At 53.1% G+C, this 26,586-nt stretch carries 23 protein-coding genes and 1 tRNA gene; 13 read left to right on the top strand and 11 right to left on the bottom strand.

Annotation, left to right across the window (positions count from 1 at the left end):
* Position 1: 1 nt before the first annotated feature.
* Positions 2-78, bottom strand: a tRNA-Val gene (locus COO92_RS21060).
* A 234-nt stretch (positions 79-312) separates the two neighbouring features.
* Between COO92_RS21060 and COO92_RS21055 the strand changes: the two genes are divergently transcribed.
* From COO92_RS21055 to COO92_RS21045, 3 genes are all read left to right on the top strand, one after another.
* Complete coding sequence (locus tag COO92_RS21055) at positions 313-1,179, top strand: N-formylglutamate amidohydrolase (RefSeq protein WP_028791210.1); 867 nt, start codon at positions 313-315, stop codon at positions 1,177-1,179.
* Positions 1,179-1,763 carry a GNAT family N-acetyltransferase gene (locus COO92_RS21050; protein WP_101304901.1) on the top strand — a complete coding sequence of 195 codons (585 nt, stop codon included), beginning with the start codon at positions 1,179-1,181 and terminating at the stop codon, positions 1,761-1,763. Before COO92_RS21055 ends, COO92_RS21050 begins: the two co-directional genes overlap by 1 nt.
* 182 nt (positions 1,764-1,945) lie before the next feature.
* Positions 1,946-2,215 (top strand): hypothetical protein, encoded by a 270-nt coding sequence (locus tag COO92_RS21045; RefSeq protein ID WP_133125104.1) that lies wholly within the window; start codon positions 1,946-1,948, stop codon positions 2,213-2,215.
* An 887-nt stretch (positions 2,216-3,102) separates the two neighbouring features.
* On the opposite strand, the gene COO92_RS21040 is transcribed toward COO92_RS21045, so the two are convergent.
* The 3 genes from COO92_RS21040 to dgcN all read right to left on the bottom strand — a co-directional run bounded on the left by COO92_RS21040 (position 3,103) and on the right by dgcN (position 6,699).
* Entirely contained in the window at positions 3,103-4,320 is a 1,218-nt protein-coding gene (locus tag COO92_RS21040; RefSeq protein ID WP_240626551.1) for a GGDEF domain-containing protein, read from the bottom strand.
* Between the two features lie 391 nt (positions 4,321-4,711).
* Complete coding sequence (gene dgcA / locus COO92_RS21035; protein ID WP_101304898.1) at positions 4,712-5,692, bottom strand: N-acetyl-D-Glu racemase DgcA; 981 nt, start codon at positions 5,690-5,692, stop codon at positions 4,712-4,714.
* 2 nt (positions 5,693-5,694) lie between these two features.
* A complete protein-coding gene (dgcN, locus tag COO92_RS21030) occupies positions 5,695-6,699 on the bottom strand; it encodes an N-acetyltransferase DgcN (protein ID WP_101304897.1) in 1,005 nt (334 codons plus the stop codon).
* Positions 6,700-6,969: 270 nt separating this feature from the next.
* Between dgcN and COO92_RS21025 the strand changes: the two genes are divergently transcribed.
* The 5 genes from COO92_RS21025 to COO92_RS21005 all read left to right on the top strand — a co-directional run bounded on the left by COO92_RS21025 (position 6,970) and on the right by COO92_RS21005 (position 12,997).
* A complete protein-coding gene (locus COO92_RS21025) occupies positions 6,970-8,319 on the top strand; it encodes a glutamine synthetase family protein (protein ID WP_101304905.1) in 1,350 nt (449 codons plus the stop codon).
* A gap of 224 nt (positions 8,320-8,543) precedes the next feature.
* Positions 8,544-9,650, top strand: coding sequence for a polyamine ABC transporter substrate-binding protein (locus tag COO92_RS21020; protein ID WP_101304896.1), 1,107 nt, complete (start codon positions 8,544-8,546; stop codon positions 9,648-9,650).
* Positions 9,651-10,062: 412 nt separating this feature from the next.
* Positions 10,063-11,229, top strand: a complete 1,167-nt coding sequence (locus COO92_RS21015; protein WP_101304895.1) for an ABC transporter ATP-binding protein — start codon at positions 10,063-10,065, stop codon at positions 11,227-11,229.
* Positions 11,226-12,167, top strand: a complete 942-nt coding sequence (locus COO92_RS21010; protein WP_101304894.1) for an ABC transporter permease subunit — start codon at positions 11,226-11,228, stop codon at positions 12,165-12,167. The genes COO92_RS21015 and COO92_RS21010 overlap by 4 nt, the downstream gene beginning before the upstream one ends.
* Positions 12,164-12,997 carry an ABC transporter permease subunit gene (locus COO92_RS21005; RefSeq protein ID WP_101304893.1) on the top strand — a complete coding sequence of 278 codons (834 nt, stop codon included), beginning with the start codon at positions 12,164-12,166 and terminating at the stop codon, positions 12,995-12,997. The genes COO92_RS21010 and COO92_RS21005 overlap by 4 nt, the downstream gene beginning before the upstream one ends.
* Before the next feature lie 101 nt (positions 12,998-13,098).
* Here COO92_RS21005 and COO92_RS21000 read toward each other — a convergent pair whose 3' ends face one another.
* Entirely contained in the window at positions 13,099-13,815 is a 717-nt protein-coding gene (locus COO92_RS21000) for a TetR/AcrR family transcriptional regulator (protein WP_101304892.1), read from the bottom strand.
* 381 nt (positions 13,816-14,196) lie between these two features.
* On the opposite strand from COO92_RS21000, the gene COO92_RS20995 reads away from it, so the two are divergent.
* Positions 14,197-15,603: a YjgN family protein gene (locus COO92_RS20995; protein WP_101304891.1), complete on the top strand. Its 1,407-nt coding sequence runs from the start codon at positions 14,197-14,199 to the stop codon at positions 15,601-15,603.
* A 10-nt stretch (positions 15,604-15,613) separates the two neighbouring features.
* Entirely contained in the window at positions 15,614-16,711 is a 1,098-nt protein-coding gene (locus COO92_RS20990) for a M48 family metallopeptidase (protein ID WP_101304890.1), read from the top strand.
* Here the strand turns inward: COO92_RS20990 and COO92_RS20985 are convergent, their stop codons facing one another.
* A complete protein-coding gene (locus COO92_RS20985; protein ID WP_022730369.1) occupies positions 16,712-17,170 on the bottom strand; it encodes an Lrp/AsnC family transcriptional regulator in 459 nt (152 codons plus the stop codon).
* 226 nt (positions 17,171-17,396) lie between these two features.
* Here COO92_RS20985 and ald point away from each other — a divergent pair, with 226 nt between their 5' ends.
* Positions 17,397-18,512 carry an alanine dehydrogenase gene (gene ald / locus COO92_RS20980; protein ID WP_101304889.1) on the top strand — a complete coding sequence of 372 codons (1,116 nt, stop codon included), beginning with the start codon at positions 17,397-17,399 and terminating at the stop codon, positions 18,510-18,512.
* A gap of 91 nt (positions 18,513-18,603) precedes the next feature.
* On the opposite strand, the gene ilvD is transcribed toward ald, so the two are convergent.
* On the bottom strand, positions 18,604-20,457 hold the full coding sequence (gene ilvD / locus COO92_RS20975; protein ID WP_101304888.1) for a dihydroxy-acid dehydratase: 1,854 nt from the start codon (positions 20,455-20,457) through the stop codon (positions 18,604-18,606).
* 524 nt (positions 20,458-20,981) lie between these two features.
* On the opposite strand from ilvD, the gene COO92_RS20970 reads away from it, so the two are divergent.
* Positions 20,982-23,051 carry a tetratricopeptide repeat protein gene (locus COO92_RS20970; protein ID WP_101304887.1) on the top strand — a complete coding sequence of 690 codons (2,070 nt, stop codon included), beginning with the start codon at positions 20,982-20,984 and terminating at the stop codon, positions 23,049-23,051.
* Positions 23,052-23,062: 11 nt separating this feature from the next.
* Here COO92_RS20970 and gmhB read toward each other — a convergent pair whose 3' ends face one another.
* Positions 23,063-23,704: a D-glycero-beta-D-manno-heptose 1,7-bisphosphate 7-phosphatase gene (gmhB, locus tag COO92_RS20965; protein WP_101304886.1), complete on the bottom strand. Its 642-nt coding sequence runs from the start codon at positions 23,702-23,704 to the stop codon at positions 23,063-23,065.
* Between the two features lie 189 nt (positions 23,705-23,893).
* Between gmhB and COO92_RS20960 the strand changes: the two genes are divergently transcribed.
* Entirely contained in the window at positions 23,894-24,769 is an 876-nt protein-coding gene (locus COO92_RS20960; protein WP_022730363.1) for an AEC family transporter, read from the top strand.
* Between the two features lie 5 nt (positions 24,770-24,774).
* Here COO92_RS20960 and COO92_RS20955 read toward each other — a convergent pair whose 3' ends face one another.
* The 3 genes from COO92_RS20955 to thiD are packed head-to-tail and all read right to left on the bottom strand — an operon-like array spanning position 24,775 to position 26,537.
* The gene (locus COO92_RS20955; protein ID WP_101304885.1) at positions 24,775-25,128 is read right to left on the bottom strand and encodes a hypothetical protein; all 354 of its coding nucleotides are present in this window, start codon (positions 25,126-25,128) and stop codon (positions 24,775-24,777) included.
* Positions 25,121-25,702, bottom strand: coding sequence for a DinB family protein (locus COO92_RS20950; RefSeq protein WP_101304884.1), 582 nt, complete (start codon positions 25,700-25,702; stop codon positions 25,121-25,123). The genes COO92_RS20955 and COO92_RS20950 overlap by 8 nt, the downstream gene beginning before the upstream one ends.
* A 37-nt stretch (positions 25,703-25,739) precedes the next feature.
* Positions 25,740-26,537: a bifunctional hydroxymethylpyrimidine kinase/phosphomethylpyrimidine kinase gene (gene thiD / locus COO92_RS20945; protein ID WP_101304904.1), complete on the bottom strand. Its 798-nt coding sequence runs from the start codon at positions 26,535-26,537 to the stop codon at positions 25,740-25,742.
* Between the last annotated feature and the right edge of the window lie 49 nt (positions 26,538-26,586).

The following is a 26,586-nucleotide window of genomic DNA, read 5'->3' as shown; positions in this document are numbered from 1 at the left end:
ATGGTGGGCCTAACAAGACTCGAACTTGTGACCTCTCGCATGTCAAGCGAACGCTCTAACCAACTGAGCTATAGGCCCGCAAATCCATCTTTCGAAAGACCGCCCCTTCGGTTAAGAAGAAGTGGTCCTGCCGTTTGCGTCGGCGAGGCGGTATTTAGCCCAAGGCAGACAAAGGCGCAACCCCAGAAATGGGTTTTTGACAAAAATTCTTCATCAATTGCCAGCCAATTCCCATATGCTATAGATCAGATTGTGAGAGATCGGAGTCGGGATATAACCAAACCGCCATCAGGGATGGATGATACCAAGACAATGAACCAGTTGCCTTCGGAAATGGCCACAACCGGCCCCGCCACCGTTATTCTTCCAGCACGGCAAACCCTGCCCGTGGTCTTTGCATCACCGCATTCGGGACGCCAGTATCCGCAAGACCTGATTGCCAGCGCGCGGATCGGATCGTTTGAACTGCGCGCGTCCGAAGACGCCTTTGTCGATCAGCTGTTTGCCGCCGCCCCGCAACTGGGCGCGCCCTTGCTGTGTGCGACGTTCCCGCGCGCCTATGTCGATGTTAATCGCGGCGCGCTGGAGCTTGATCCACGTATGTTTGACGGTGAGTTGCCCGCCGATGCCGAAACCCATTCGATGCGCGCCCTGTCAGGCTTGGGATCAATCCCGCGCGTGGTCAGTGGCGGGGTTGAGATTTATAAATCCCGCCTGCCCGTCACCGAGGCATTTGATCGCATTGACACCTATTACCGGCCATATCATCGCGCCCTGCAAAATTTGATCAAGGCGACGCGTGACGCATTTGGCTACTGCATTCTGATTGATTGCCATTCGATGCCCGGTGATTCTGTCGATAGTGCCAAAAACCGCGTTGATCTGGTGCTTGGCGATTGCTATGGAAGTTCCTGCCACCCGTCATTGACGCGGTTTGTGGATGATCGCGTGCGCAATCTGGGCTTTATCCCGGCGCACAATGATCCATATGCCGGGGGCTATTGCACACGCCATTACGGCCATCCCGAGGCCAATGTGCATAGCCTTCAGATCGAGCTTGCCCGATCACTTTATATGGATGAAGCAACGATCACGCCGCATCGCGGATTTGATACCTTGCGCGAACAAATGACCCATCTGATTTCAAGCTTCCACGATCTTGACGGGAACCCGTTTTAATGACCAGCCCCGCCCATACTGATGCCAGTGTTCCCTTAATCGACCTGATCATCCGGGATGCCGAACCCGAAGATTTCGCGCGCATTACCGAAATTTATGGCCACCATGTTTTGCATGGCCTGGCTTCGTTTGAAGAACGCGCACCGGAAATCGCCGAACTGACGTCGCGTTGGCAGCATGTGCGTGAACGCGGCCTGCCCTATCTGGTTGCCGAGATTGATGGCCGGGTTGAGGGATTTGCCTATGCCGGGGCTTATCGGACCCGCCCGGCATATCGGTTTACCGTCGAAGACACGATTTATATCGCGCCTGACGTGGTTGGTAAGGGAGCGGGCCGCGCGCTTCTGGCAGAGCTTTTGACGCGCTGCACGGCCCTTGGCTATCGCCAGATGGTGGCGGTGATTGGCGATTCTGCCAATGTTGCCTCGATCGGGCTGCATGCGCGGCTTGGTTTTCGCGTTGCCGGGACTTTGCAGTCGGCCGGTTTTAAACTGGGTCGCTGGGTCGATAGCGTGATCATGCAGCGCGGGCTGGGGGATGGCGATGGCAACTTCCCAGACGGCAATCCAGAGCGCGAGAAGTGAGTATAGCCGCAATCGCGACACAGATCGCGCATCAGCGGCTGCGCATATTTGGTGCCCCACTCTGAACTGAGGTCGGAATCATATCGTCGCACAATTCCCTATCTGACGGCTTGCGCCAGCTTGGCAGCCACAAAGCATTGCCGATTGCAGTCATCGTGATTGCAGCGGTAGGCTTTTATGACATGGATTTTCTGACCACCACCGAAGACTGGCGCGAAGATCTGGCGTGTGCGGCCTATTACGAGATCAATCCCACCGCCGCGACCGAGACGAACAATGCAGAAATCTGGATTAAGCGCGCTGTTGCCAATGCATCCGAAAAGCCCAGCCCACAAAGCGAGGCCGCCATTCGCATCAAATTGCGTTATATGATCAAGGAATTGCGCGATCCGGCCCTGTCAGAAGCAGATCAGAACACTCAAATTGTCGCGCTAAAGGATAGCTGCAGCTAATTTCGACCGGCAATTGATTTGCACCGCACCATTTCGCGCAAACCGAAAACGGCCATATGCTCAAACGATGAGTATATGCCCAAATTTGACTAAATGGCTGAATTTAGACAAAAAAAAGGCCGCCTATGAAAGCGGCCCAAGTCTAGGGAGGAAACGTCCAAGAAACGAGCGAACAAGTCGCTCGCCGGAATGCACTGCGTCCTACCGCAGCGCACAAATGGAGATTACCCATTTGCCCGACAGGACGCAATAGCTTTTTGACTATTTTTTTATCAAAATTATTCCTGCACCTTTTTTCATCACAATTTCACGGAACTGACACTGTTTCGTGCTGGTTTCAGGCGGGTTTGGGTTAAATTTTGATCACCTGTGGACTCCATACACGGGTCCCACCGCCTGCCCCACTGTGCTTCGAATGCGAATCGCTTGATAAAATTTGGCTGTTTTGCAGCGATTCCACATTGAAATCATCGCAAACGAATCATTTTTGGCCAAAATTTCCACAAAAGAAGCATTCACCATCCCGCAATCCCCAAAACAACCGTTCTCCGGCATTTTACAAATGCAGGGAGAACCGTCCGCGGATCGGAGAGGGTAAAGGCATGTGCACACAGAGGTTTCGTATCGCGGCAGGCCATCATCAACGGGGATTTATGAAACGACACTGGCGACATCACCCCACCCCAGAGCGGCCGCGCTGCGGTCTAGCAGCATGCGGCGTGGCAACGTGACGGACAATGGCACGACAGTTCCACTTGATCGCGCGGGGATGGTGCGACGTCAGGCCATCAATGACGCCCGCTGGTCGACAGACATCAAATTTGATTTTGGATAGATTAGGGAAAGGATAGTTGCGGGCACTGATGGCCACAGCATCCCACCAGACACTAGTTGATTGTCTGATTGACGGCCTTGCTGTCCGCCCGACTTGATTTGCGGGCCGTGGCAGCGATCGCTGCGGCGTCAGCCGGGCGTTTACGGCCCGACATGCTTTCGGCAATCATGTCCTCATGATCGCTGCGTTTTTTTGCGTCATACATGCGTTGATCAGCAAGGTCGATCAGGTTTTGCGGGATTGAAATGGCGTCTTCGATGCGTTCTGACAGGCCGACACTGGCGCGTTGCATCTGACCGCCTTCCAGATTGGCAAGCCCCGGCCCCATGACACGCGCAAGGACCTCATTTGCCTGCGCCATTGGAAGTTCCGGCAGAAGCACAAGAAACTCTTCACCGCCCCAGCGCACCACAAGATCCGAACTGCGGAAGCGATCAACAAGGTTATTACCGACTTCTGCCAAAATCCGGTCACCATAATCATGACCATGGCGGTCGTTGATTTGCTTAAAATCATCAAGATCGATGAAAGCCATCGTATAGGGCGCATTTTTGCGCATCGAACTGTCAAACGTAACCCGGATCATTTCCATGCCAAACGCACGGGTAAAGCAGCCGGTCAACGGATCAATCGCCACCTCCTGCGCGGCAACAATCGTACGATAAAGCTGCACCAAAGAAGACAGGATTGCCAAGGGCAGCAAGACAGCCAGGATCATCTCAAGCGCAACAAACCCCGTCGCAAGCGATGCCTGCGCACCAATCACCAGCAACACCATGATCGGGGATGACAGTATCGCGGCCTCGACCAAGGTCAGCGGCATGATGGCAATCATCAACACCAGCCCCAGCAACAGGAAGCTGTGTGCGGAAAACATGCGCTGTGTGGCCAGAAGGTCATGTGCGCCAAAACCACACAAAAGACAGGCCGCAATCACCAACATCAACATCGGAAGATAGGGGAAATGCCGACGCCAGCGCGCACTGACCGCACGGTTGGCCAGAACCACAATTGCGATACCAACAACAAGAAGACGCATGATTGAAGTTTGCGACAGCCACATCTGACTGTCATACGCACCATCCCAGAACGGGACGACGGCAAGCAGCACACACATAAATACGGCGGCAAAACGGGCTGTAAGCTGGATCGACTCCTTACGCCGCAGATGCAGGATTTCTGCATGCCGAGGCGTATAGAAGAAGTCTTTGTAGCGACAACGCAGAACCCCTACGCGGCGCTTAGCATCTATGGCTGGACCAGACAGCACGCAAAACAGCTCCAACATCAAAAATTGCAGGAGCCAATTGCTCCGTAGAACTACCTATGATCGTTCCCTTATTTAACCATAGATACAACTATCCATAAGAAGGGTATGTATACATTGCGCCAGTTTTGCGCCAACAGTTCAGGTGAAATCCATCAAATAGTATATTGATAAATAAATGTATTTTCCTGAAACCGGAAAAGTTAATCAAAGAAAAATAATTTAACTTTTTATAAAGTTCAAGCGATTCGGCGTGGCCTGAGCTCACCCTCCGATACAAAAAGTGCGGCATGCCATAACAACATACCGCACAGATGATTCTTTTGATCGGAAAAAGCCCGCTTCCAGACACTTTGGGCAGGTGTCGTTTATCGAAATACGTGCCCCAAAGAAGCTAGCCCCAAAGCGCCCGGTCAGGCAGCCCCATCACGCCATTGTCAAATGTCAGACCGTGTTCACGGTCCTTGGCCATCCAGATCGGACCATCCAGATCAACAATGCGCGATTTTGCCCCAATGATCATGGCCGGTGCCATCGCAAGCGAGGTTCCGACCATACAGCCGGTCATCAGTTGCAAACCGGCCTTGGTTGCGGCCTCGGCCAGTTCAAGCGCACCAGTAAGACCACCGGTTTTATCGAGCTTGATGTTGATCATGTCATAAAGATTGGCCAGACGCGGAATGTCGGCAATCGTATGGACCGACTCATCGGCACAGAGCAAAACCGGGCAATCAATTGTGATCAGGCCATCGTCCTGCCCGGCAGGCAGGGGCTGTTCGATCATCTCGACCCCCAGCGCATCAAGCTCCGCGCCAATGTCGGCAAGAAGCTCAATCGACCATGCCTCGTTGGCATCGACAATGATGCGGGCCTTTGGCGCACCTTCGCGGACAGCACGCACCGATTCGAGCACGTTTTCGCCGTTGAGTTTGACCTTGAGCAAGGGGGCATGGGCAATCTTACGCGCGGCTTCACGCATTTTATCGGGCGTATCGATGCTGAGCGTTTCGGCCGTGACCAGACCTTCTGGCGCGTCACATTCGGCGAGTTCCCATGCACGACGGCCATATCGCTTGGCCTCAAGATCCCAATAGGCACAGTCAACAGCATTGCGTGCCGCCCCGGCCTTCATGGCATCCTGAAGTTCCTTGCGCGTCATGCCGCGTGACAGGGCGTCTTCCTGTGCCTTGATGTCGGCAATGACACCTTCAACGGTTTCGTCGTACCGGGCATAGGGAACGCATTCCCCATACCCGGTGTGTTCGCCGTCCGTCAGGGTCACCTTGACCACATGTGCCTCGGTCCGAGCCCCGCGCGAGATTTTAAAAACCTGTGCGAGGGGGAAGACTTCAGAAATCACACTGAGTTGGGGCAAGATTAAATCTCCTGGAGCTTATCGACAATCGACGCGACACCAATACGAACCGGGTCAACGGCCGGGAGGCCAAACTCGGCTTCGATATCGGCCAGAAGTTTGGTGGCGGCGGCCTCATCGAGCGACTTGGTATTGATGGCAAAACCAACAACAACGCAATCGGGATTGGTCAATTTTGCGTGCTGCAAGTTGACTTCCAGACAGGTTTTCAGATCTGGCAATTTATAGCCCGGAAGACCACGCATGTGCGTGCGGGTCGGTTCATGGCAAATCACAAGCGCATCTGGCTGCGAACCATGGATCAGGCCCATGGTGACGCCTGAGAAGGATGCGTGAAACAGGCTGCCCTGCCCTTCGATGACGTCCCAGTGATCCGGGTCGTTTGCCGGTGCAATGGTTTCAACAGCACCCGAGATAAAGTCAGAAATCACGGCATCAACCGAGATACCTTCACCAACAATGAAAATACCGGTTTGGCCGGTGGCACGGAAATCAGACTTCATCCCGCGTTTTTTCATTTCGGCATCAATGGCAAGGGTGGTGTACATTTTACCGACCGAACAATCGGTTCCCACGGCAAGAACGCGCTTACCCGAACGTTTTTCGCCGTTTCCGACGGGAACTTTGCCGTCAAAATGGCGCACATCAAACAAGCGAACACCCTTGGCAGCGGCCGCTTCGACCAATTCGGGAATCGTGCTCAGGCGGGTGTGCAGGCCGTTGGCAATGTCCATGCCCGCATCAATTGCGGCCAGAAGCGTTTCCATCCATGCCGGGCCAATGATCCCGCCACGGTTGGCAACGCCAAGCACAAGCGTTTTAACGCCAGCGGCTTTTGCCTCGGCAATCGTCATTTCGGTCAGGCCCAGATCGGCCTTGCAGCCCGGCAGGCTGAGCTGCCCAATGCACCATTCCGGGCGCCATTGCTTGATCCCGAGTGCGGTTTTTGCCGCCAGTTCATCGGGCGCGTCACCAAGAAACATAAGATAGGGATGATCGATTTTCATAATACCTCCTTGACCAGCATCCAAACGGTGCCCTTATAATCTGTGGTAACTATAGCGCAATATGGTGGACCCGTTCCAGAGATATGAATTGATATCTTCGACGATACACCCGATATTTCGACTATAATTCGACTATGAAAAGCAAAAACAAAATAAAATACAAAACTCTTTGAAGACCATCACTCTTTCTTGTGAATTTTGTCGGGAATGGCCCGAAAAACGCAAGAAAATGCAATTTTGAAGGACTGGCGTGAAAGCGCCCGACTACATATGAGCACCGATCTCACGAAGTGGCTATCTGAGCGAAAAATCGAAGAAGTCGAATGCATTGTACCGGACATGTCAGGGGTGGCCCGGGGCAAAGTTTTGCCGACACAGAAATTTCTGCGCGGGCTGGAGGCCAAAAGCCTTGCCATTCCAGAGGCAATTTTCTGCCTGACTGTGACAGGCGGCTACCCGGAAGAAACCGACGCATTCCTTGATCCGGCTGAAAAAGACGTGGTCATGGTGCCCGATCCGGAAACGATTCGCGTCGTGCCGTGGTACGAAGAACCCACCGCCCAGATCATCTGCGATTGTTATCACTTCTCGGGCGAGGAGGTTTCGATCTCGCCGCGTGGTGTGCTCAAACGTGTTCTCAAGGCCTTTGAAGAACGCGGCATGAAACCAATCATTGCACCGGAACTTGAATTTTATCTGGTGGCGAAAAATACCGATCCGGACAATCCGCTTGAGCCGCCGATTGGCCGATCAGGCCGCCCGGAGCGTGCGTCAAATGCGTTCGGGATTGATGCGATCAACGAGTTCGATCCGTTGATTGAAGATTTGTATGACTATTGCGAAGCCATGGATATCGATGCCGATACCATGAGCCACGAATCCGGTCCGGCCCAGCTTGAAATGAACTTCAACCATGGTGCACCACTGGAACTGGCTGATCAGGCGTTCCTGTTCAAGCGCACTTTACGTGAAACAGCGCTTAAGCACGGCGTCTATGGTACTTTCATGGCCAAACCGATGGGCAACCAGCCGGGCAGTTCGATGCATATTCATCAAAGCTTGCTCGACATAACCAGCGGCAAGAACCTGTTTGCCGATGATGACGGCGAAAATTCGAAGATGTTCCTGAACTATATCGGGGGTCTGCAGCGCTATCTGCCTGCGGCCATGCCACTTTTGGCCCCGAACATGAACAGTTATCGCCGTTTGCAGCCGTGGTCGGACGCGCCGATCAACATGCATTGGTCGCTTGATAACCGCACGGTTGGTCTGCGCCAGCCCAACGGTCCGCCCGCAGCCCGCCGTATTGAAAACCGGCTTCCGGGTGCGGATGCCAATCCGTATCTGGCAGTCGCGGCATCGCTTGCCTGTGGACTTTTGGGTATTATCGAAGAAATCGATCCGACGTCCCCGATCGAAGGATCGGGCTATGACCGGGCGCATTCCCTGCCCCGCCATATCCACGAAGCATTGGCAAAATTCCATCGCTGCAAGCCGCTTAAAGAGCTGCTGGGTGAGGAATTCTCAACCGCGGTTATTGCGGTCAAGGAAGCCGAGTGGGACGCCTATCAGACCGTGATCAGCGCATGGGAACGCGAGCACCTTTTGCTCAACGTTTAAAATCGATGATCGAATTTTGCGCCGGGAGATCGCGCCCGGCGCAAGATTCTTGCATTGCGCATGCCTAAATTTTCACTTGATGCGAAAAATGCACAATTTTCCATCTTGTGTTTGACAATATCCTGATCCATTCAAAGGATATTAGAAGTGTCCCTCGGTCTTGGGGAAACCAAACAACAAGACCATTAAATTTTCAAACGCTGCCACATGGGAGGCTCAGCGAAATGAAATCTCTTCTTAAAACCTCAAGCATGATTGTGCTTGCAACAGCCGTCTCCGGCTTTGCCTTTGGCGCATCCGCACAGGAAGTTCTCAACATCTATAACTGGTCTGATTATATCGGCGAGGAAACCGTTGCGAATTTCGAAAAGGAATATGGCGTCAAGGTCAACTATGACGTTTATGACAGCAACCAGTTGGTTGAAGCCAAGCTGCTTGCCGGTAACTCCGGCTATGACATCGTGGTTCCGACCCTTGCAGATGCCGAACGCCTGATCCGGGCCAAGCTGTTCCAGCCGCTTGATAAATCGAAGCTGTCGAACTATGGCAACCTTGATCCGGTCATCCTGCAGCAGCAGGCAAAATACGACCCGGACAACACCTATGCCGTGCCGTATTTCTGGGGCACCAACGGCTTTGGCTACAACGTTGCCAAAGTTCAGGAAGTCCTTGGTGATGATGCACCGGTTGATAGCTGGGCTATGATTTTTGATCCAAAATATGCCGAGCCACTATCGAAATGTGGCCTGTCGCTTCTGGATGATCCGGGCGAGATCGCGCCGCTGGTGAACTTCTATCTTGGCAATGTGCCGGAAGGCGAACCGACCAAGGAATCAATCGAAAGCTCCTTTGCGCAGCTTGATAAAATCCGTCCTTATGTGACCTATTTCCATAGCTCGCAGTACATCAACGACCTTGCAAACGGGAATACCTGCATTTCTGTTGGCTGGTCGGGCGATGTCGGTATGGCGGCCCTGCGTGCAGAAGAAGCCGGCAATGGCAACGAGATCAAGTATGTCATTCCAAAGGAAGGTACGCTGATCTGGTTTGATGCGATGATGATCCCGGAAGATGCACCGAACCCGGATCTGGCACACAAATTTATCGACTATGTGCTGCGTGCCGATGTCGAGGCTGAAATCGCAAACTACGTTGCCTATGCAACCCCGAACCTTGCAGCTATGGAGATGGTTGACCCGTCCCTTCTGGAAGATCAGGGCATCTATCCGCCGCAGGAAGTAAAAGAACGTCTGCGTTCCAAGGTCGAGCCGGATTCTCGTCTTCTACGGACCAGGACCCGCATGTGGACCAAGCTTAAAACCGGTCAGTAAGGCATCTTTGCCAATTACGATCTAACCTACCGGACGAGCAAGGGCGCGATTGCAATCGCGCCCTTTTGCTTTGCAGTATTCCACGGGTTCCCTGTCCGAGCCACCATATCGCGGACTCGCGATCACACCATCAATTCCACCCTGAATTCTCGAAGTCACACATCACTCCCACAATCGAATAATGCATATTTTCTGAACACCCAAAGGCCATTTTCTGCCGTTTACAGCGGCAGAAACCGATTGTTGTTCAAAATATCGCACACCCCTCTTTACAGATTGAAGAATTGCTTCATCCTGTTATCAGAACGGATCGACATCTTGGCGCAGGCGCAACAATCAATGATTGCGCAGCAGGTCATCAGGGACTGTCGCCCAATGAAATCGGTTCATCGTGACATTGATCAAGGGGAGAATGCTGGTGCCAGAGGCGGTTTTGGATCGTGCACATGAGGATGTGCATAAGACACAGCCTTGGAACAATCCCGATGCGGTGCCTTTCATCCGCTTTGAGAATGTGACCAAGAAGTTCGGTGACTTTTACGCTGTGGATGATGTTTCTCTCGACATTTACCGCCACGAGCTTTTTGCACTTTTGGGTGGATCAGGGTGCGGTAAGACCACATTGCTTCGGATGCTGGCCGGTTTCGAAGAACCAACATCGGGCAAGATCTATATCGATGGTGTCGATATGGCAGGTGTCCCGCCCTATGAACGCCCGACCAACATGATGTTCCAGTCCTATGCCCTGTTTCCGCATATGAATGTTGAACAAAACGTCGCGTTCGGCCTGTTACAAGATGGGGTATCACGCAGCGAAACCAAACAGCTGGTTGCCGATATGCTGGCCCTTGTGCAGATGAGCAAATTTGCCAAACGCAAACCCCATCAACTTTCAGGCGGGCAGCGCCAGCGTGTTGCACTGGCGCGATCCCTTGTCAAACGGCCCAAGGTGCTGTTGCTTGATGAACCGCTGGGCGCGCTTGATAAAAAGCTGCGCGAACAGACCCAGTTCGAACTGGTCAACATTCAGGAAAAAGTCGGCACAACCTTTGTCATGGTGACCCATGACCAGGAAGAAGCCATGACCATGGCATCGCGCATTGCCGTGATGAATGAAGGTGTCATCAACCAGACCGGCACCCCGTTTGAACTTTATGAATATCCCAACAGCCGCTATACCGCGAACTTCCTTGGTCAGGTTAATCTGGTCGAGGGCGTTTTGATTGATGATGATGAAAAATATGCCGTCATCAAATCGGACGAAGGTGGTTGCGAAATCTATATCGATCACGCGGTTCAGGGTCACCGCGGCATGACCTTCTGGGCCGCCCTTCGCCCCGAACGTCTGCGTCTGACCAAAGAACCACCAGAAAACATCAAATATAACTGCGTGTCGGGCAAGGTTGAGGAAATCGGCTATCTGGGGGGTATTTCGACCTATCACGTGCGCCTTGCCAGTGGCAAACGCATCAAGGTCACCGAACCCAACTCCACACGTCAGATTGAACCCCGCTATACGTGGGAAGACCCGGTTTGGGTATCGTGGGAGGCCGGGGCTGCTTCGGTTCTGAACAAATGACCAGTGACACACCAGAGAAGTCTCTTAGCTTAAAGCAACGATTTGACCGCTGGATGATCAAGCACGGTCGCGTGCTGGTGATTGGCATTCCTTATGTCTGGCTGTTTCTATTTTTCCTTGTGCCGTTCCTGATCGTTCTCAAGATCAGTTTTGCCATGGCGGAATATGCCCAGCCGCCCTATAGCTCGCTGTTTGACTGGATCGAAGAAGGCGTGACTGTCACGCTGAACTTCGGGAACTATCTGTTCCTGCTGTCTGATAACCTTTATGCCACGGCCTATCTCAATTCGATCCGGATTGCGGCGATTTCGACCGTCATCACGCTTCTGATCGGCTATCCGATGGCGTACGGCATTGCCCGTGCGCGCGGGTCGGTTCGCAGTATTCTTTTGATGCTGGTGATCTTGCCGTTCTGGACCAGTTTTCTGATACGTGTTTATGCGTGGATCGGCATTCTGGACCGCGAAGGATTGATCAACGCGTTCCTTCTGTGGACGGGCATCATCACCGAGCCCTTGATCATGCGCCAGACAGAGGGGGCTGTTTTTGTCGGGATCGTGTACACCTATTTGCCGTTCATGATCCTGCCGCTTTATTCCACACTGGAAAAAATGGATGTCAGCCTGATTGAGGCCGCACTTGATCTTGGCTGCAAGCCATGGAAGGCCTTCCTTAAGGTTACCCTGCCCTTATCGATGCCGGGCGTTCTGGCCGGATCGCTTTTGGTGTTTATTCCGTCGGTTGGTGAATTCGTCATCCCGGAACTTCTGGGCGGACCCAATACATTGATGATCGGGCGAACGCTTTGGAACGAGTTCTTTGCCAACCGTGACTGGCCGATTGCATCGGCTGTGGCGATTGCCATGCTGGTGTTCCTGGTCGTCCCGATCATGTGGTTCCAGCATATCCAGACCAAGCAGGAGGAGCGCCAGTCATGAGCGGTAAAAGATCTACCTTCCTGTTGTCCGCACTGGTGTTTGGTTTTGCCTTTCTCTATGTGCCGATCCTGCTGGTGATGATTTATTCCTTTAACGAGGGCAAACTCGTCACCGTCTGGACCGGATTTTCGACCAAATGGTATGTATCGCTGTTTTCCAATGACGGCATGATTGATGCCGCCTGGAACAGCCTGCGCATTGGGGTGATGTCGGCGACACTCGCCTTGGCCCTTGGCACGCCTGCCGGGCTTGTCATGTCGCGGTTTGGCCGATTTAAGGGCCGCACGCTGTTTTCAGGCATGATTGCCGCACCATTGGTCATGCCCGAAGTCATCACCGGCCTTTCGCTGCTATTGCTGTTTGTGACGCTTGAGCAAATGGTGGGATGGCCTGCAGGACGTGGTATTTCGACGATCACGATTGCCCATACAACATTCTGTGCCGCCTATGTTGCAGTTGTTGTGCAATCGCGCCTGTCGGGCATGGATACATCGGTCGAAGAAGCGGCCATGGATCTTGGGGCGAAACCGGCAAAGATCTTCTTTGTCATTACCTTGCCGATGATCCTGCCTGCCCTTTTGGCCGGGTGGCTTTTGTCCTTTACCCTGTCGCTTGATGATCTTGTGATTGCAAGCTTTGTCGCTGGCCCCGGATCGACCACCCTTCCGATGAAAGTCTTCTCATCGGTAAGGCTTGGGGTCTCGCCGGAAATCAACGCATTGGCGACCCTGATCATTTTGGCGGTGTCGGCGATGATCCTGATTTCCAGCCTGCTGATCCTGCGGTCTGAGCGCAACCGCAGCCGGGCGTCCTCGACTGAGGAAGCCTAACGCACAGCCTTTAAAAGGCCGTGATAAAACCAATAAAAAAGCAGCGCCCGTTATGTCGGGCGCTGCTTTCGTTTTAGGGGTATTTTTGTACTATCGCGACGTTACTTGACGGTCATGCCTTCGCTGGCGCGACGCATCATTTCACGGCATTTCATGCCCGGTGCAACAACCCGCCAATAGCTTACAACCGCTTCTTCTGCGGCCTCGGCAAAATCAATAATCAGGTTGTTGAGCGCGTTCTGTTCCATCAGCTTCTTGACCCGGTCGGGCAACTGCGACATTTGCCACAGGCCAATGACCAGCGCATAGGATGAGCGCATCAGCTTATTGGCTTCATCTGGCGTGATTTCATAAAGCTCGGCCAAGGCATCGGCGGTACGTTTAACCATGGATGCCAGAAAACGCCGCTGACCGACAACCATTTCATCATCAGAACCCGATTCCAGAACGCCTTGTGACAAAGATGCCAGATACAGGAATTTCTCGTTCTTCACGAGATAGTCGACAAACTGTCGCGCAACCCGCGTTGAGTCCCGGTCTTCGGGACGCCGCAAGGCTTCCTGATCAATGATATCAAGATTGTTCTCAAACCAGCCTTTCTGAAAGTGCCGAAGCACTTCAAGAAACAGCGATTCCTTGCTTGAGAAGTAAAGATACAGCGTACCTTTAGCGAGGTTTGCCTTACGCGCAACCTCGGCCGCGGACGGCAAGGTGCCGTCGCCTTCAAGATAAAGTTCGCGTGCGGCATCCAGGATATCCGCACGACGCTGCAATTTCTGTTCGTGGCTACGCGCCCGAACAAGATTTTCTTGTTCCATAAAATGTCTTCCCCCAACATTTTTCCCCTGACACATATTATTGCATATTAATTCACCTCAAAGTCAAATCACGTGACCCAATTAAATAGACAAAATTTATGAAACATCGGGAAAACAATCGCTTCGCCCCTATGACCGCACTAAAAATAAATGAATAAAGGTCATATAACATCAACCATAACGATCAAATCTGAACAAATTCATTATATCTGTCCATTTTTACGCCGAGTCGCCCTGCCAGAAGGTGTCTTTGCCTAACCTTTTGAGTGAGTGCGCCCCTCATTAAAGAGCGATAAAATGAATTTGGGGGAATAAACATCTGAAAAATCAGAGAACTTTCACGACAGCTTGAAAGACACCCAATTAGAGACCGAGGGGCATATGAGCACAGAAAACACCGGGCCGCGAAATGACGGCCCAAATAAACTTCTATCTGAAAATTCGACATCAGAACCCACCGCGAACATTTACGATGATGTCACTTCGCAGAATACTGCCAGTTCACAAGATCATCCGGTTTACATGGAAGGACCGACCACATCGGGAACTGGCGGCAATGAGCCACCCCATACAGGCCAACCGTGGGGCAACGGACCGTCAGACGGCGCACCATCGCATGGACAACCCGGTGACATCTCATATTTCGGACGCTGGCAAGACGTCTTGAAATTGTGTTGCTGGAACACGTTATGGACCATACTGACACTGGGCATTTTCCGGTTTTGGGCCAAAACACGCATGCGGCGCTATATCTGGAGCAACATCGTCATTGACGGCGACGCCCTTGAATATACCGGGCGCGGGTTGGAACTGTTCCTTGGCTTTGTCATTGTGACGCTCATTCTTGTGCCTGTCATTCTGGCCCTTAATTTCATCGGATCGATGTTGCCGGCACATCTTATGATGTTGCCGATGATCTTTACTTATATTGCTGTTGCGTTCCTGTTCTTTGTCGCAACCTATCGCGCTACACGGTATCGCTACAGCCGGACATTCTGGCGTGGCATTCGTGCACGTCTTAGTGGATCAGCATTCAAATATGCCCTGATCGGGTTTGGCACCTCAATCGTAACACTTTTGTCGCTCGGTCTTCTTGCGCCGCTTGGCTTCATTACCACCACCCGTTATCAAACCGACAACACATGGATCGGTGATACGCAGGCGCGCTTCAATGGCACGTTCGGTGCTGCTTTCAAACGCTGGCTCAAAAGCTGGGCAATATTGGTTCTGGTCGTTGGCAGCGTCCTTGCCCTAAGTGCTGTTGCCTCGGGACCTAGTATGATCTGGCTTCCGATTACGGCAGGAGTGATCGCCTATTTCGGGGTCGCTTTCATTTTCCTGAATTATAATGTCTGGCTTTTCCGGTATCAGGCCGATTGCACAGAAATGGGCGCCATTCGGTTTTCAAGTAACCTGCAGACGTCACAATACATCAATATCATCTTGCGGTTCTTGGGCGTCTCATTGCTGGTGGTGATTGTTATTGCAGTACTTGTCTGGGTTTTTGGTGGTGCATATGTGATTTTGCTATCTAATCCGACGGCTGGCCTTACCTCGCAGGAAAAGGGCATGATGATTTTGGTCCCGGCAATCATAACTCTGCTTGTGATTGCCCCGGCCCTTAACATTGCTGGGTTTACCTTCCTCGTCCATTCGATGTTGGCTGCGGACATTTCATCGATGGGTTATCAGGGGCAAATTACCGACCTTCATGCCAACGCCGAAGCCCAGAACATCCCACGTACTGGCGAAGGATTGGCAGAGGCATTTGATCTTGGTGGAATTTAGTGGATGAAACATGAGCTTTAACGTCACTGCCCGTTACTTTGACGGGAAGACATCCGCAGCCCAAAACGTCACGGTCATCATCGATGACCGTGACGTCCTGATTGACGATCCTGACGGCGAGATTTGCAAAATTGCCCGTCAGGATTTGCTTTTATGCGAGAAACCCGAAACCAACCGCCCGCTACGCCTGCGTCGCGCCCAAGATAACGGCATGCGAATTGTGTTTGATGCACAAGACGCCAGTTCGGTTGCCGACGCACTCCGACATGGTTCGCCGGCAGTTGCCGTAGACGAGGCATCGCGCAAGTCTATAACGCGCCTGATTTCTGGCATTGTTGGTTTTACGGTGTTGGTGGGGCTTACCATCTGGCTTGGTGTGCCGGTGGCGGTAAACCTTGTGGCTGATCATTATCCACGGCAGTCGGAAATCGCTCTTGGCAAGGCGGGGCGTGAGCAAATCCTGTTTGCACTGGAACAGCTTGAGGACGACTTTGCGGTCTGCACCCCCAAAAACGCGGCAGATAGGGCAGTGCAACAAATCGTTGCCCAACTCAGCAACAGCACACCATTTGAGTATGACTACGACGTCACCTTTGTGCGGAGCAATATTCCCAATGCGCTTGCCCTCCCCGGTGGTCAAGTTCTGGTATTTTCCGGTCTTCTCGACATTATGGAAAGTCAGGAAGCCTTTACCGGAGTCCTAGCCCATGAAATCGGGCACAGCGAAAAGCACCATGGCCTGCGCAACATGTTTTCCAACATCGCCGTTACCCAGTTGATCCGTCTGATCAGTGGTGGTTCGGCGATGGTCCCGGCGGAATTTATCCTGCAACAGGGATATACCCGTGACATGGAACGCGAAGCTGATCAGTTCGCATTTGAGACCATGGAGCGCGCCAACATCCGCATGACAGATACCGCGGTCCTGTTTGGCAAGCTCAACAAAACTCTGAAAGATGGAGCACACGGGCTCGACTTGCCCGAGATGTTTAGTTCCCACCCGGATATGGAAGCGCGTATCGCACAATTTGAAAATGGCCCCTCAACAGGGGCCGTTGATATCAGCGACCAAGACTGGCAGGCCCTTAAATCGGCTTGTGACGACTGATCAGACTGGCAGTTCGGTGGTGCGTTTGACTTCGCGCAGGGTGATGATGGTTTGCACCCGTTCAACACCGGGAAGTTGGGTGAGGACTTCGCTGTGGATGCGTTCGTAGTCGCTGGTGTCGCTATAGACCACATGCACGAGATAGTCGCTTTGCCCGGCCAGCAAGTAGCACTCGACAACTTCGGGCACCTTCTGGACTTCTTTTTCAAAAGTTTCCAGAGCTTCGCGGGTTTGGCGGGTGATGGAGATATTGACGAACGCGTTGCCCGGCTTACCGATGCGGGCCGGGTTGAGCAACATCGTATAATGATCAATGAACCCGGCTTCTTCGAGCAGGCGCACACGGCGCAGACATGCCGATGCTGACAGGTTCACTTTTTCGGCCAGTTCGGCGTTGCTGATGCGCCCGTCTCGCTGCAGCAGGCGCAAGATCATGCGATCACGTTCATCAATCTGCATTTCGAATATTCCTCTGATAACATGGTTATTTTTTAAAATTATCTAGCAATTATACCACCAAACTCACCATGAATTGAAGATTAATTGCCCAATTTTTAGGGTATCATGCACAAACAATAAAAAAGAAGGCGCAAAGCCTGACCCAAATAGCGCAATGCGCTAGGGGCACCGCCGGACATGCCAGCGGGAAGCCCAAGTGTCACCACATTCGTCGGGAGAGAACGCAATGCTTATTGGTGTTCCAAAGGAAATCAAAAACCATGAATACCGCGTGGGATTAACCCCGGTCTCGGTCCGGGAAATCACCACGCATGGACATAAGGTTATCATTGAAACCGGTGCCGGTGACGGTATCGGGTGCAGTGATGCGGACTATATCGCCGCTGGTGCCGAAATCATCGGGACGGCCTCAGAAATCTTTGCCACTGCCGAGATGGTGGTCAAGGTCAAGGAACCGCAAAAAGTCGAATATGAACAGCTGCGCGATGGGCAGCTGTTGTTCACCTATCTGCATCTGGCACCGGACGCGGACCAGACCGCCGGACTGGTGAAATCGGGTGTCACCGCGATTGCCTATGAAACCGTGACCGACCGTAACGGCGGCCTCCCCCTTCTGGCCCCGATGTCCGAAGTGGCCGGACGCATGGCGCCACAGGTTGGGGCCGCGGCCCTGCAAAAAGCAAATGGTGGACGCGGCATGTTGCTGGGCGGTGTGCCCGGTGTCGCCCCGGCCAAGGTGGTTGTGATCGGTGGCGGTGTTGTCGGCACCAATGCCGCACGCATTGCGGCTGGCATGGGGGCGGATGTGACGATCCTTGATCGCAACATCAAACGCCTGACCTATCTTGATGATTTGTTTGGACCGCGCATCAAAACCCAATATGCCACGATCGATGATACCGAGGCGCTGGTTTATGAAGCTGATATGGTGGTTGGTGCCGTGCTGATCCCTGGTGCCGCCGCCCCGAAACTGATCCACCGAGATCAGTTGTCAAAAATGAAACCGGGCTCGGTGATTGTTGACGTCGCCATTGATCAGGGCGGGTGCTTTGAAACATCCAAAGCCACCACCCATGCCGATCCAACCTATATCGTTGATGATGTCGTGCATTATTGCGTTGCCAATATGCCCGGTGCTGTGGCGCGCACATCGACGTTTGCGCTCAATAACGCCACCCTGCCCTTTACCCTGGCACTTGCCAACAAGGGCTGGAAAAAGGCCTGTCAGGATGACCCGCATCTGGCCGCCGGGTTGAACGTCCATGCCGGTCAGGTGACCTATCAGGCGGTTGCTGATGCGTTGGGATACAAACATCTGCCATTGGAAAACGCGCTTTCCTGATCACAAATACCCATTAACCAACAAAGCGGGGCACCAATGGTACCCCGCTTTGCTTTTACGTCCCCAAGATGGGCCGAAACTTTATCTCAGATCAAAATTCGACCTGTGTTACGTCACGGACAGCACCCTGATCAGCGCTGGTTGCCATGGCAGCATAGGCGCGAAGGGCGATTGTGACTTTACGTTTGCGCGGCTTGGCCGGACGCCATGCTTCGGGGCCTTTGGCCTCCATCGCCTTGCGACGTGCGGCAAGCACCGCATCATCGACCGCGATTTTGATCGTACGATTGGGAATGTCGATTTCAATGGTATCGCCCGGCTCGACCAGTGCAATGTCCCCACCAGCGGCTGCTTCGGGGGAAACGTGACCAATCGACAGCCCCGACGTCCCGCCCGAAAAACGACCATCGGTAATCAGTGCGCACGCCTTGCCCAAGCCCATCGACTTAAGATAGCTGGTCGGATAGAGCATTTCCTGCATGCCCGGACCGCCTTTGGGGCCTTCGTAACGGATGACAACAACGTCGCCTTCCTTGACCTCACCACCAAGAACCTTGGCGACGGCTTCGTCCTGACTTTCGCAGATCACGGCCGGGCCGGTGAATTTCAGAATGCTTTCATCCACGCCACCAGTCTTAACGACGCAACCATTGACCGCCATATTGCCAAACAGAACAGCAAGCCCGCCATCCTGACTGTAGGCGTGCTCAACGTCACGAATGCAACCTTCTTTTTCATCAAGGTCCAAGTCATCCCAATAACGTTCCTGACTGAACGCTGTCTGAGAGGGCACGCCACCGGGCATCGCACGGAAGAACTTGTGAACGGCGTCATTCGTCGTGCGCTTGATGTCCCATTTTTCAAGGGCATCGGCCATGGTTTTGGCGTGAACCGTCGAAACGTCGGTATGGAGCAAACCAGCGCGTTCAAGTTCACCTAAAATACGCATGATGCCACCAGCACGATGGACGTCTTCCATATGGAACATCGGGTGGTTCGGGGCAACTTTGGAAAGATACGGAATCTTGCGCGACAGACGATCCATGTCCGTCATGGTGAAATCAACTTCGGCTTCCTTGGCGATTGCCAGCAGATGAAGCACGGTGTTGGTCGAGCCCCCCATCGCGATATCAAGCGCCATGGCATTTTCGAACGCCTCGAACGTTGCGATGCCGCGCGGGGTCGCACCGATGTCTTCTTCTTCGTAATAACGACGTGCAAGCTTGACCGACGTGCGGGCCGCTTCAAGGAACAGTTCCTTACGCGCGCCGTGTGTTGCCAGCACCGAGCCATTGCCCGGAAGAGCCAAACCAAGCGCCTCGGCCAGACAGTTCATCGAGTTGGCGGTAAACATGCCCGAGCACGAGCCGCAGGTTGGGCAGGCAGATCGTTCAACAACGCCAAGCTGTTCTTCCGAGACATTCGGATCAGCGGCTTCGACCATGGCATCGACAAGGTCAAGATGACGTTCTTTGCCATCAATGGTAACCTTGCCTGCTTCCATCGGGCCACCGGAAACAAACACCGCAGGAACGTTCAGGCGCATTGCCGCCATCAACATGCCCGGGGTGATCTTGTCACAGTTGGAAATGCAGACCATCGCATCGGCGCAATGGGCATTGACCATATATTCAACGGAATCGGCAATGATTTCGCGTGACGGCAAGCTATAAAGCATGCCGTCGTGGCCCATCGCGATACCGTCATCAACGGCAATGGTGTTGAATTCCTTGGCAACACCGCCAGCGGCCTCAATCTCACGTGCGACCATCTGACCGAGGTCTTTGAGGTGTACGTGACCGGGCACAAACTGGGTAAAGCTGTTGACGACCGCGATGATTGGCTTGTCGAAATCTTCGTCTTTCATACCAGTGGCGCGCCAAAGGCCGCGCGCACCAGCCATATTGCGGCCATGTGTTGTTGTACGGGACCTATATTCAGGCATGGAAGGAACCTCTCTTATTCGCGGATTGCGTTTTCGTGATATGAGTGCGTTCTAGCACAGTCTTCGCGCATTTTGACAGTTTTTTGCCCGAAAATTTCGCCATATTCCATCATATGGCACGATTGATACCCAAGTGCCAGACCACCAGCCATATCATTCATCAGTACGGACGTGCATTTGATGCTCGGAAGCCTCAAGCGTACCCTCGGCCAAAACCTATCCGAAAGACCTCAAATACTATCCCATTAGATAGGCGACCTCTGCGCCATCACACCATATCTTAGTAGGTGATTATCGCCGCCAGGCGATTCTCCCACTCCCATTCTCGCCCCGGGCCGGTTCACGGTTCGGGGCTTTTTTTGCCCTAAATCCAAGAACCTCGGTCGCACCGCTTGAAACTCAATACTTTAAAGGCGATCCGGAACCATTTAATGTTTATACCACTACAGAGCAGTAGTGCGTGAGCGCCGACTCTCTCACATAGATTATTTTACGATCAAAGCAAGGCGGAGCAGCCCCCACCCATGTCCGACCAACTCAAGACACTGTTGCGACGCGGACTGAGTGCGCATGAAGGCAATCGCGCCGAAGAAGCAGAAGAAATCTATCGGCAGGTTCTTGATATCGCGCCAGGTAACCCAGAAGCAGAACACCTTCTGGCGACACTTTTGACAAGTGTCGGGCGGTACGGCGAAGCACTTGATCTGTTTGAAAGCTGCCTTGGCCGGTTTGGTGCCAATCCGGCAGCGCGGTGCAATTATGCCATCGCACTTGAAAGTGCCGGACAGCTTGAAAAGGCGATTGATCAGTTCAAACAGGCCATCAGCTATCACGGTGATTTCCCCACCGCCCTTTATCATCTGGCCCGTCTGGAATTACCGCGCGGCCATCTTGGCCAGTCGGTTGATCTTTTGGGGCGGTTGCTGGGGCTTCAGCCAGATCATTTTGAAGGGCTTCTTCTGTTTGGCGAAGCGCTACATGCGCTTGGTCAGGAGGAAGCGGCGTTAAAGTCCCTTGAGCACGCCGCCGAGGCCGCGGGCATTACGCCGATCATGATTGCCCGTGTCGGGGCAATGTTATTGCGGCTTGGCTATCCCAAACCAGCACAGAACCTTTATCAACGCGCCCTTAGCATTGATGCAAAGTTTGTTCCGGGTCTGCGCGGACTGGGGCAGGCACTTGCCCATCAGGGACAATATGCCAAGGCAATTGCCCTTCTTAGAACCGCACGGCAATTGACCACGGATACGGTCGATATTGACCTTGTGCTGGCCGATATCATGCTGAAATGCGGTGATTTACCCGAAACCATCGCAATCCTTGAGGCCGTTCTTAAAAAGCATCCTGACAATGTTAATGCGGATAGCATTCTTTTGCGATCACTGGCCAAACAGTCGACCACGGATGGTGTGACCTTAAGCAAGGCTGCGAAAAACTGGGCCAAACATCACATGCCCATCGCAGCCCTGCCTGAATTCACCAACAGCAAGCAAACCGATAAACGATTGCGCATCGGCTGGATTTCGCCGTTCTTTTGTGACCATCCGTCGTTCAAGCTTCTGGGCGCACTTGCACGGCATTTGAACCGTAACGACGTTGAACTGTTTTTATATTCGGCAACACCACGCCCCGATCAGGTAACCCATGCGTGGCAGGTGATGGCCGATGGCTGGCGTGAGGTATATGGTCAGGACCCGATGCATATCGCCAACCGCATTCGTAAGGACAAGATCGATATCCTGATTGATCTGTGCGGCCCGCATCCAGCCCAACCGATTGAGGTTTTCGCGCTGCACAGTGCGCCGGTGCAGGCCAGCATGGCGGCAAACAGCACCGGCATGTCACAGATTGATTATCTGATCGGGCATAAGGAATTGTTCAGCGGCAAGCTTGCGGCCAACAAATTGCTTTCTGAGCAACCACAAATCTTGTCATTCGGGCCGTACCTGCCCGGTGAGTTTGATGACACAATACCGGTGTCGCCCCTGCCCGCGGCGTTTGGCGATGTGATCCGGTTTGGCTGTATTGACCGGCTTTCTCATATCAGTGATGAGACGCTGATGTGCTTTGCGCGGATCCTTAACAAGGTCAAAAACAGCCGCATTGTTGTTCAGGACGAAGTTCTTGAAGATGCCTATGCGGCCAAGACGTTTCTGGATCGTGCACGACAGGCCGGGATTAAACGCGACAAGCTTGATCTTGCCGGGCGCATTGAACAGCAAGACCGCGCCACCCTTTATGCCCAGATTGACGTTGGATTGGCACCATTCCCAGCCATCTGCCTTGAAAACCATTTCGAGATGCTGTGGCACGGGGTTCCGTTTGTGTCATTGGCCGGTGAGTTGACCGGATCGCGGATGGGTCTTGGCCTTTTGAGCGATATCGGGCTTGGTGCGCTTTGTGCACATACGCAAAAGGGCTATGTCGATAAATGCATCATGCTGACAGCAGACCTTTCTGCCCTTGGCAGCATTCGTGAAAACATGCGCGAGCGCCTGCAAAACAGCAAAGCCCTGCATGCACCCGCTGTTGCGCGCGAATTTGAAGATGCCTGCCGCGAGATGTGGCAGAACTGGTGCATCAAGCAGCCTTAAGATCGACGGACTTAACGGCCAATGACGGATGTCAAAATATAATCAACGGCAGCCGCCAGATCATCGACGATCACATCGGCCTTGGTCGCATCGGGAAGTGCGGCTTCCTTCGCGCCGTGCCCGGTGCGCACCATAATGGTTCGCGTGCCCGCCGCATGCCCGGCACGCAGATCATTGATCCGGTCCCCGACCATGACGCTATCGGTCAGGGAAATTGCAAACTCCGCCGCGGCTGCCAAAAGCATGCCGGGTTTTGGTTTGCGACAGGTGCTTTCGCGGCGGTATTCGCCGTCACCATCCTTATGAAACGGGCAATAGTAAATGCCCTGCAAGGCGGCATGTTCGCGCGCAAGCATGGCAATCATTTCCTGATGGATATCGCAAAGCTGATCTTCGGTAAGGTAGCTGCGCGCAACACCCGACTGGTTTGTCACGACAATGACCGGAATACCGGCATCGTTTAAGCGCGCAATGGCACGCGCCGAACCGGGGATGAGTTTCAGGTCTTCAATCCGCGACAGATAATGAACTTCTTCGTTGATCACCCCGTCCCGATCCAGAAACACCGCAGGAAGCAGATTGCGCTGATCGCGAAAACGCGGTGCCGGATCAATGAAGTGACGTTTGACGGGTTCTGTTGACGTATCGTTCATGCGGGACCTGCTGATTATGCGCGTTTAACAACAATGCCGTATCCGCATGACCAAAGACAAGCGCGGTAACACGCAAACTGCGACTTTATGCACATACCGAAAAATTGGTATTACCATTATTTTCTTGCAGAATTACTGCGTCACATGACAATTTGGGCGCAAATCGCTTTCTTGGGGACCGTTTGATCAATGTTTGCCGATATTTTTGCCATTTTGGCACCTGTTTTCATTACCACCGGGCTTGGCTATTTCTGGGCCCGTGCCGGCAAACATTTTGACACCAATCTGGTCACATCGATTGTCACATATTTTGCGACACCTTGCCTGACCTTTGCCGCCCTTGCGACGGTGGAGCTTGGTGGTGATACCCTGATCTCGATGGGGACCGCCGCACTTGCTGCCAACGTCATTTTCGCCCTGATCGGCTGGCCGATCCTTAAGGTGTTTAAACTTTCCCCGCGCACTTATTTGCAGTCGCTTACCTGGCCAAATGTTGGCAATGTCGGCTTGCCGCTTTGCATGCTGGCATATGGCCCCGAAGGACTGGCGTTATCGGTTGCGTTTTTTGCCACTTACGTCGTGATCCAGTTAACGATCGGGGTGGCATTTGTATCGGGCAGTTTTTCGCTTCGGTCTTTGGCCAAAATGCCGATTATCCCCGCGACCCTGATCGCGACGGGCTTTCTTGCCACCGACACCACCGTTCCTGACTGGCTTTACAATACCACCAACCTGATTGGTCAGCTGACCATTCCGTTGATGCTGTTTACCCTTGGCGTGTCGCTTGCGAAACTGCGCCCGGTCAGCCTGGCGCGTAGCACGGCATTAAGTGCCTTGCGTCTTGGTATGGGGTTTGGGGTTGGTCTTGGACTATCAGAAGTGATGGGCCTGACCGGGGTCGAACGCGGCGTTGTGATTTTGCAATGTTCGATGCCGGTTGCAGTATTTTGCTATCTGTTTGCCCAGCTGTATAACCGCGACCCCGAAGAAGTCGCCGGTGTTGTCATCAGCTCAAGCTTCCTTGCGGCCATCGCCCTGCCCGCCTTGCTTTGGTATGTGCTTTAAGGGATCTATTGCAGCATCAGGCGATAATCGCCCGTGACGCCATTGTCTTCTTGCTGCACATAGAATCCGATTGCGCAATCGTAGCGACCTTTTTTAAGGTCGGGGTCGTCGTGCTCGACAGCCAGATTGTGGATATGGGCACGACAGGATTCAAGATCGGCAAATTGCGCATCTGAAACCAGAACATTGTTTGGCTTTGATGTATCGGGCACATAAACAGCCGTCACCTTTTCCCACGGTGCGGCATCATCGGTCCAGATCATGTCGGCAATGTAGCGTTCCGGGCTGCCATAAGTTGCCGCGGCCAAGATCGCGATCCCGCCAGCAAGGATGGCACGGCGGATCATTGTTTTATTCATGGTTATCCTTATAGACCATAGCAGCCGATAATCCGGCGACATTCCAACCCAAAGCAGTGAAGTCACTTTTGCGAAATTCGGCACCGGATTCAAGATGATATTCATCAAGTTGCGGTGGCGATTGTGTTGTTTCGCACAGCATCGCATGGATCTGCCCACGATGATGGGTTTGATGAACAAACAGATGTGACAAAACCGCTGAAATGCTCTCACGGACCATCACATCATCGGGTCTAACGAGGGTTACGTCGCGCACCACATCCTTGTCATCGAGTTTTTCACAAAAGGCCATCAGCCTGACATCGGCATTGCGCTGAGCCGCGCCAAACGTCTCGATGGTGATAAATGGCATCTGGTTGGCAAAACAATCCTGCCCGCGCCCACCTTTGATCAGGGCATCCAGATAATACCAATCGACAATCAGGCTGTGATTAAGGGTTTGTAAAATTGATGGCATGAGAGACGCACGGCGCGCACGAAGTTCTGTGGCGGTGAGTTTTTGACATGCCCCCAACAGGCGATGATTGGACCAGGCGTTGTTACGGGCCTGATGAAAAAACGACGTTCCCGGCATACCACGACATCCTAGATTGGCGCGTCCTGCCGTGTTTTTATCCGGTGACAGGGTGCGCGTGGTTTAGCGGACCGTTTCCTTTGCCGTAATTCGGGGCGGTGCGGATGGCTTCGCGAACATAGGCCCGTGCACGCGCCACCGCGTCACTCAGCCCCATGTCCTGTGCCAGCCCAGTTGCAATCGAACTTGCAAGCGAGCAGCCCGTACCGTGATTATTTTCAGACGGGATGCGATCACCTTCAAACCCTTCGATGTCCCCGTCGCGACGCCAAAGAATATCAACAATCTTATCGCCCTCGGCGTGACCACCTTTGATCAACACCGCCTCTGCGCCCAGCTCTCCGATTTTGTGCGCTGCAGCAATCATATCACCTTCGCTGGAAATATTCATGCCCGATAGCACTTCTGCCTCTGGAATATTCGGGGTCAGGACCGTGGCGAGGGGGATCATAAGGGTTATCAAGGCTTCGACCGCGTCTTCCTGAAGCAACCGTGAACCGCTTTGAGATACCATCACAGGGTCAATTACGATTGGAATACCCGAACATTTTAATTTGATAAATTCCGCCACAGCTTCGATCACCGGCACACTATGGAGCATTCCGGTTTTAATCGCGTCCGCACCGATATCATCAATAGTCACGGTCGCCTGATGAACAATCATTTCAGGCGAAACCCCCAAAACGTCGAAGACTCCGGTGGTGTTTTGCACCGTCAGGGCGGTGATTGCCGTTGCGGCGTAACCACCAAGAGCCGTCACCGATTTGATATCGGCCTGAATACCGGCCCCGCCAGAACAGTCCGATCCAGCAATAATCAAGACACGACCCTTCATGATCATCCTCCCCAACGCAATGTAGCCAAAGTAAGTATCTTGCAGAATT

Source organism: Thalassospira lohafexi, assembly GCF_002844275.1.
GTDB lineage: Bacteria > Pseudomonadota > Alphaproteobacteria > Rhodospirillales > Thalassospiraceae > Thalassospira > Thalassospira lohafexi.
Note: the sequence above shows the minus strand (reverse complement) of the source record. Positions and strands in the feature narration are given on the sequence as shown.

Bases quoted from the DNA above. Each gene is read 5' to 3' on its own strand.
- COO92_RS20985 (WP_022730369.1), bottom strand. From the start codon at position 17,170: ATGCAGATTGATGAACGTGATCGCATGATCTTGCGCCTGCTGCAGCGA.
- COO92_RS21015 (WP_101304895.1), top strand. From the start codon at position 10,063: ATGCTGGTGCCAGAGGCGGTTTTGGATCGTGCACATGAGGATGTGCAT.
- ald (WP_101304889.1), top strand. From the start codon at position 17,397: ATGCTTATTGGTGTTCCAAAGGAAATCAAAAACCATGAATACCGCGTG.
- COO92_RS20950 (WP_101304884.1), bottom strand. From the start codon at position 25,702: ATGCCGGGAACGTCGTTTTTTCATCAGGCCCGTAACAACGCCTGGTCC.
- COO92_RS20955 (WP_101304885.1), bottom strand. From the start codon at position 25,128: ATGAATAAAACAATGATCCGCCGTGCCATCCTTGCTGGCGGGATCGCG.
- gmhB (WP_101304886.1), bottom strand. From the start codon at position 23,704: ATGAACGATACGTCAACAGAACCCGTCAAACGTCACTTCATTGATCCG.
- COO92_RS21055 (WP_028791210.1), top strand. From the start codon at position 313: ATGAACCAGTTGCCTTCGGAAATGGCCACAACCGGCCCCGCCACCGTT.
- COO92_RS21010 (WP_101304894.1), top strand. From the start codon at position 11,226: ATGACCAGTGACACACCAGAGAAGTCTCTTAGCTTAAAGCAACGATTT.
- dgcN (WP_101304897.1), bottom strand. From the start codon at position 6,699: ATGAAAATCGATCATCCCTATCTTATGTTTCTTGGTGACGCGCCCGAT.
- COO92_RS20995 (WP_101304891.1), top strand. From the start codon at position 14,197: ATGAGCACAGAAAACACCGGGCCGCGAAATGACGGCCCAAATAAACTT.
- COO92_RS21000 (WP_101304892.1), bottom strand. From the start codon at position 13,815: ATGGAACAAGAAAATCTTGTTCGGGCGCGTAGCCACGAACAGAAATTG.
- COO92_RS21005 (WP_101304893.1), top strand. From the start codon at position 12,164: ATGAGCGGTAAAAGATCTACCTTCCTGTTGTCCGCACTGGTGTTTGGT.
- ilvD (WP_101304888.1), bottom strand. From the start codon at position 20,457: ATGCCTGAATATAGGTCCCGTACAACAACACATGGCCGCAATATGGCT.
- COO92_RS20960 (WP_022730363.1), top strand. From the start codon at position 23,894: ATGTTTGCCGATATTTTTGCCATTTTGGCACCTGTTTTCATTACCACC.
- COO92_RS20970 (WP_101304887.1), top strand. From the start codon at position 20,982: ATGTCCGACCAACTCAAGACACTGTTGCGACGCGGACTGAGTGCGCAT.
- COO92_RS21020 (WP_101304896.1), top strand. From the start codon at position 8,544: ATGAAATCTCTTCTTAAAACCTCAAGCATGATTGTGCTTGCAACAGCC.
- COO92_RS21025 (WP_101304905.1), top strand. From the start codon at position 6,970: ATGAGCACCGATCTCACGAAGTGGCTATCTGAGCGAAAAATCGAAGAA.
- COO92_RS21050 (WP_101304901.1), top strand. From the start codon at position 1,179: ATGACCAGCCCCGCCCATACTGATGCCAGTGTTCCCTTAATCGACCTG.
- COO92_RS21045 (WP_133125104.1), top strand. From the start codon at position 1,946: ATGGATTTTCTGACCACCACCGAAGACTGGCGCGAAGATCTGGCGTGT.
- thiD (WP_101304904.1), bottom strand. From the start codon at position 26,537: ATGAAGGGTCGTGTCTTGATTATTGCTGGATCGGACTGTTCTGGCGGG.
- COO92_RS20990 (WP_101304890.1), top strand. From the start codon at position 15,614: ATGAGCTTTAACGTCACTGCCCGTTACTTTGACGGGAAGACATCCGCA.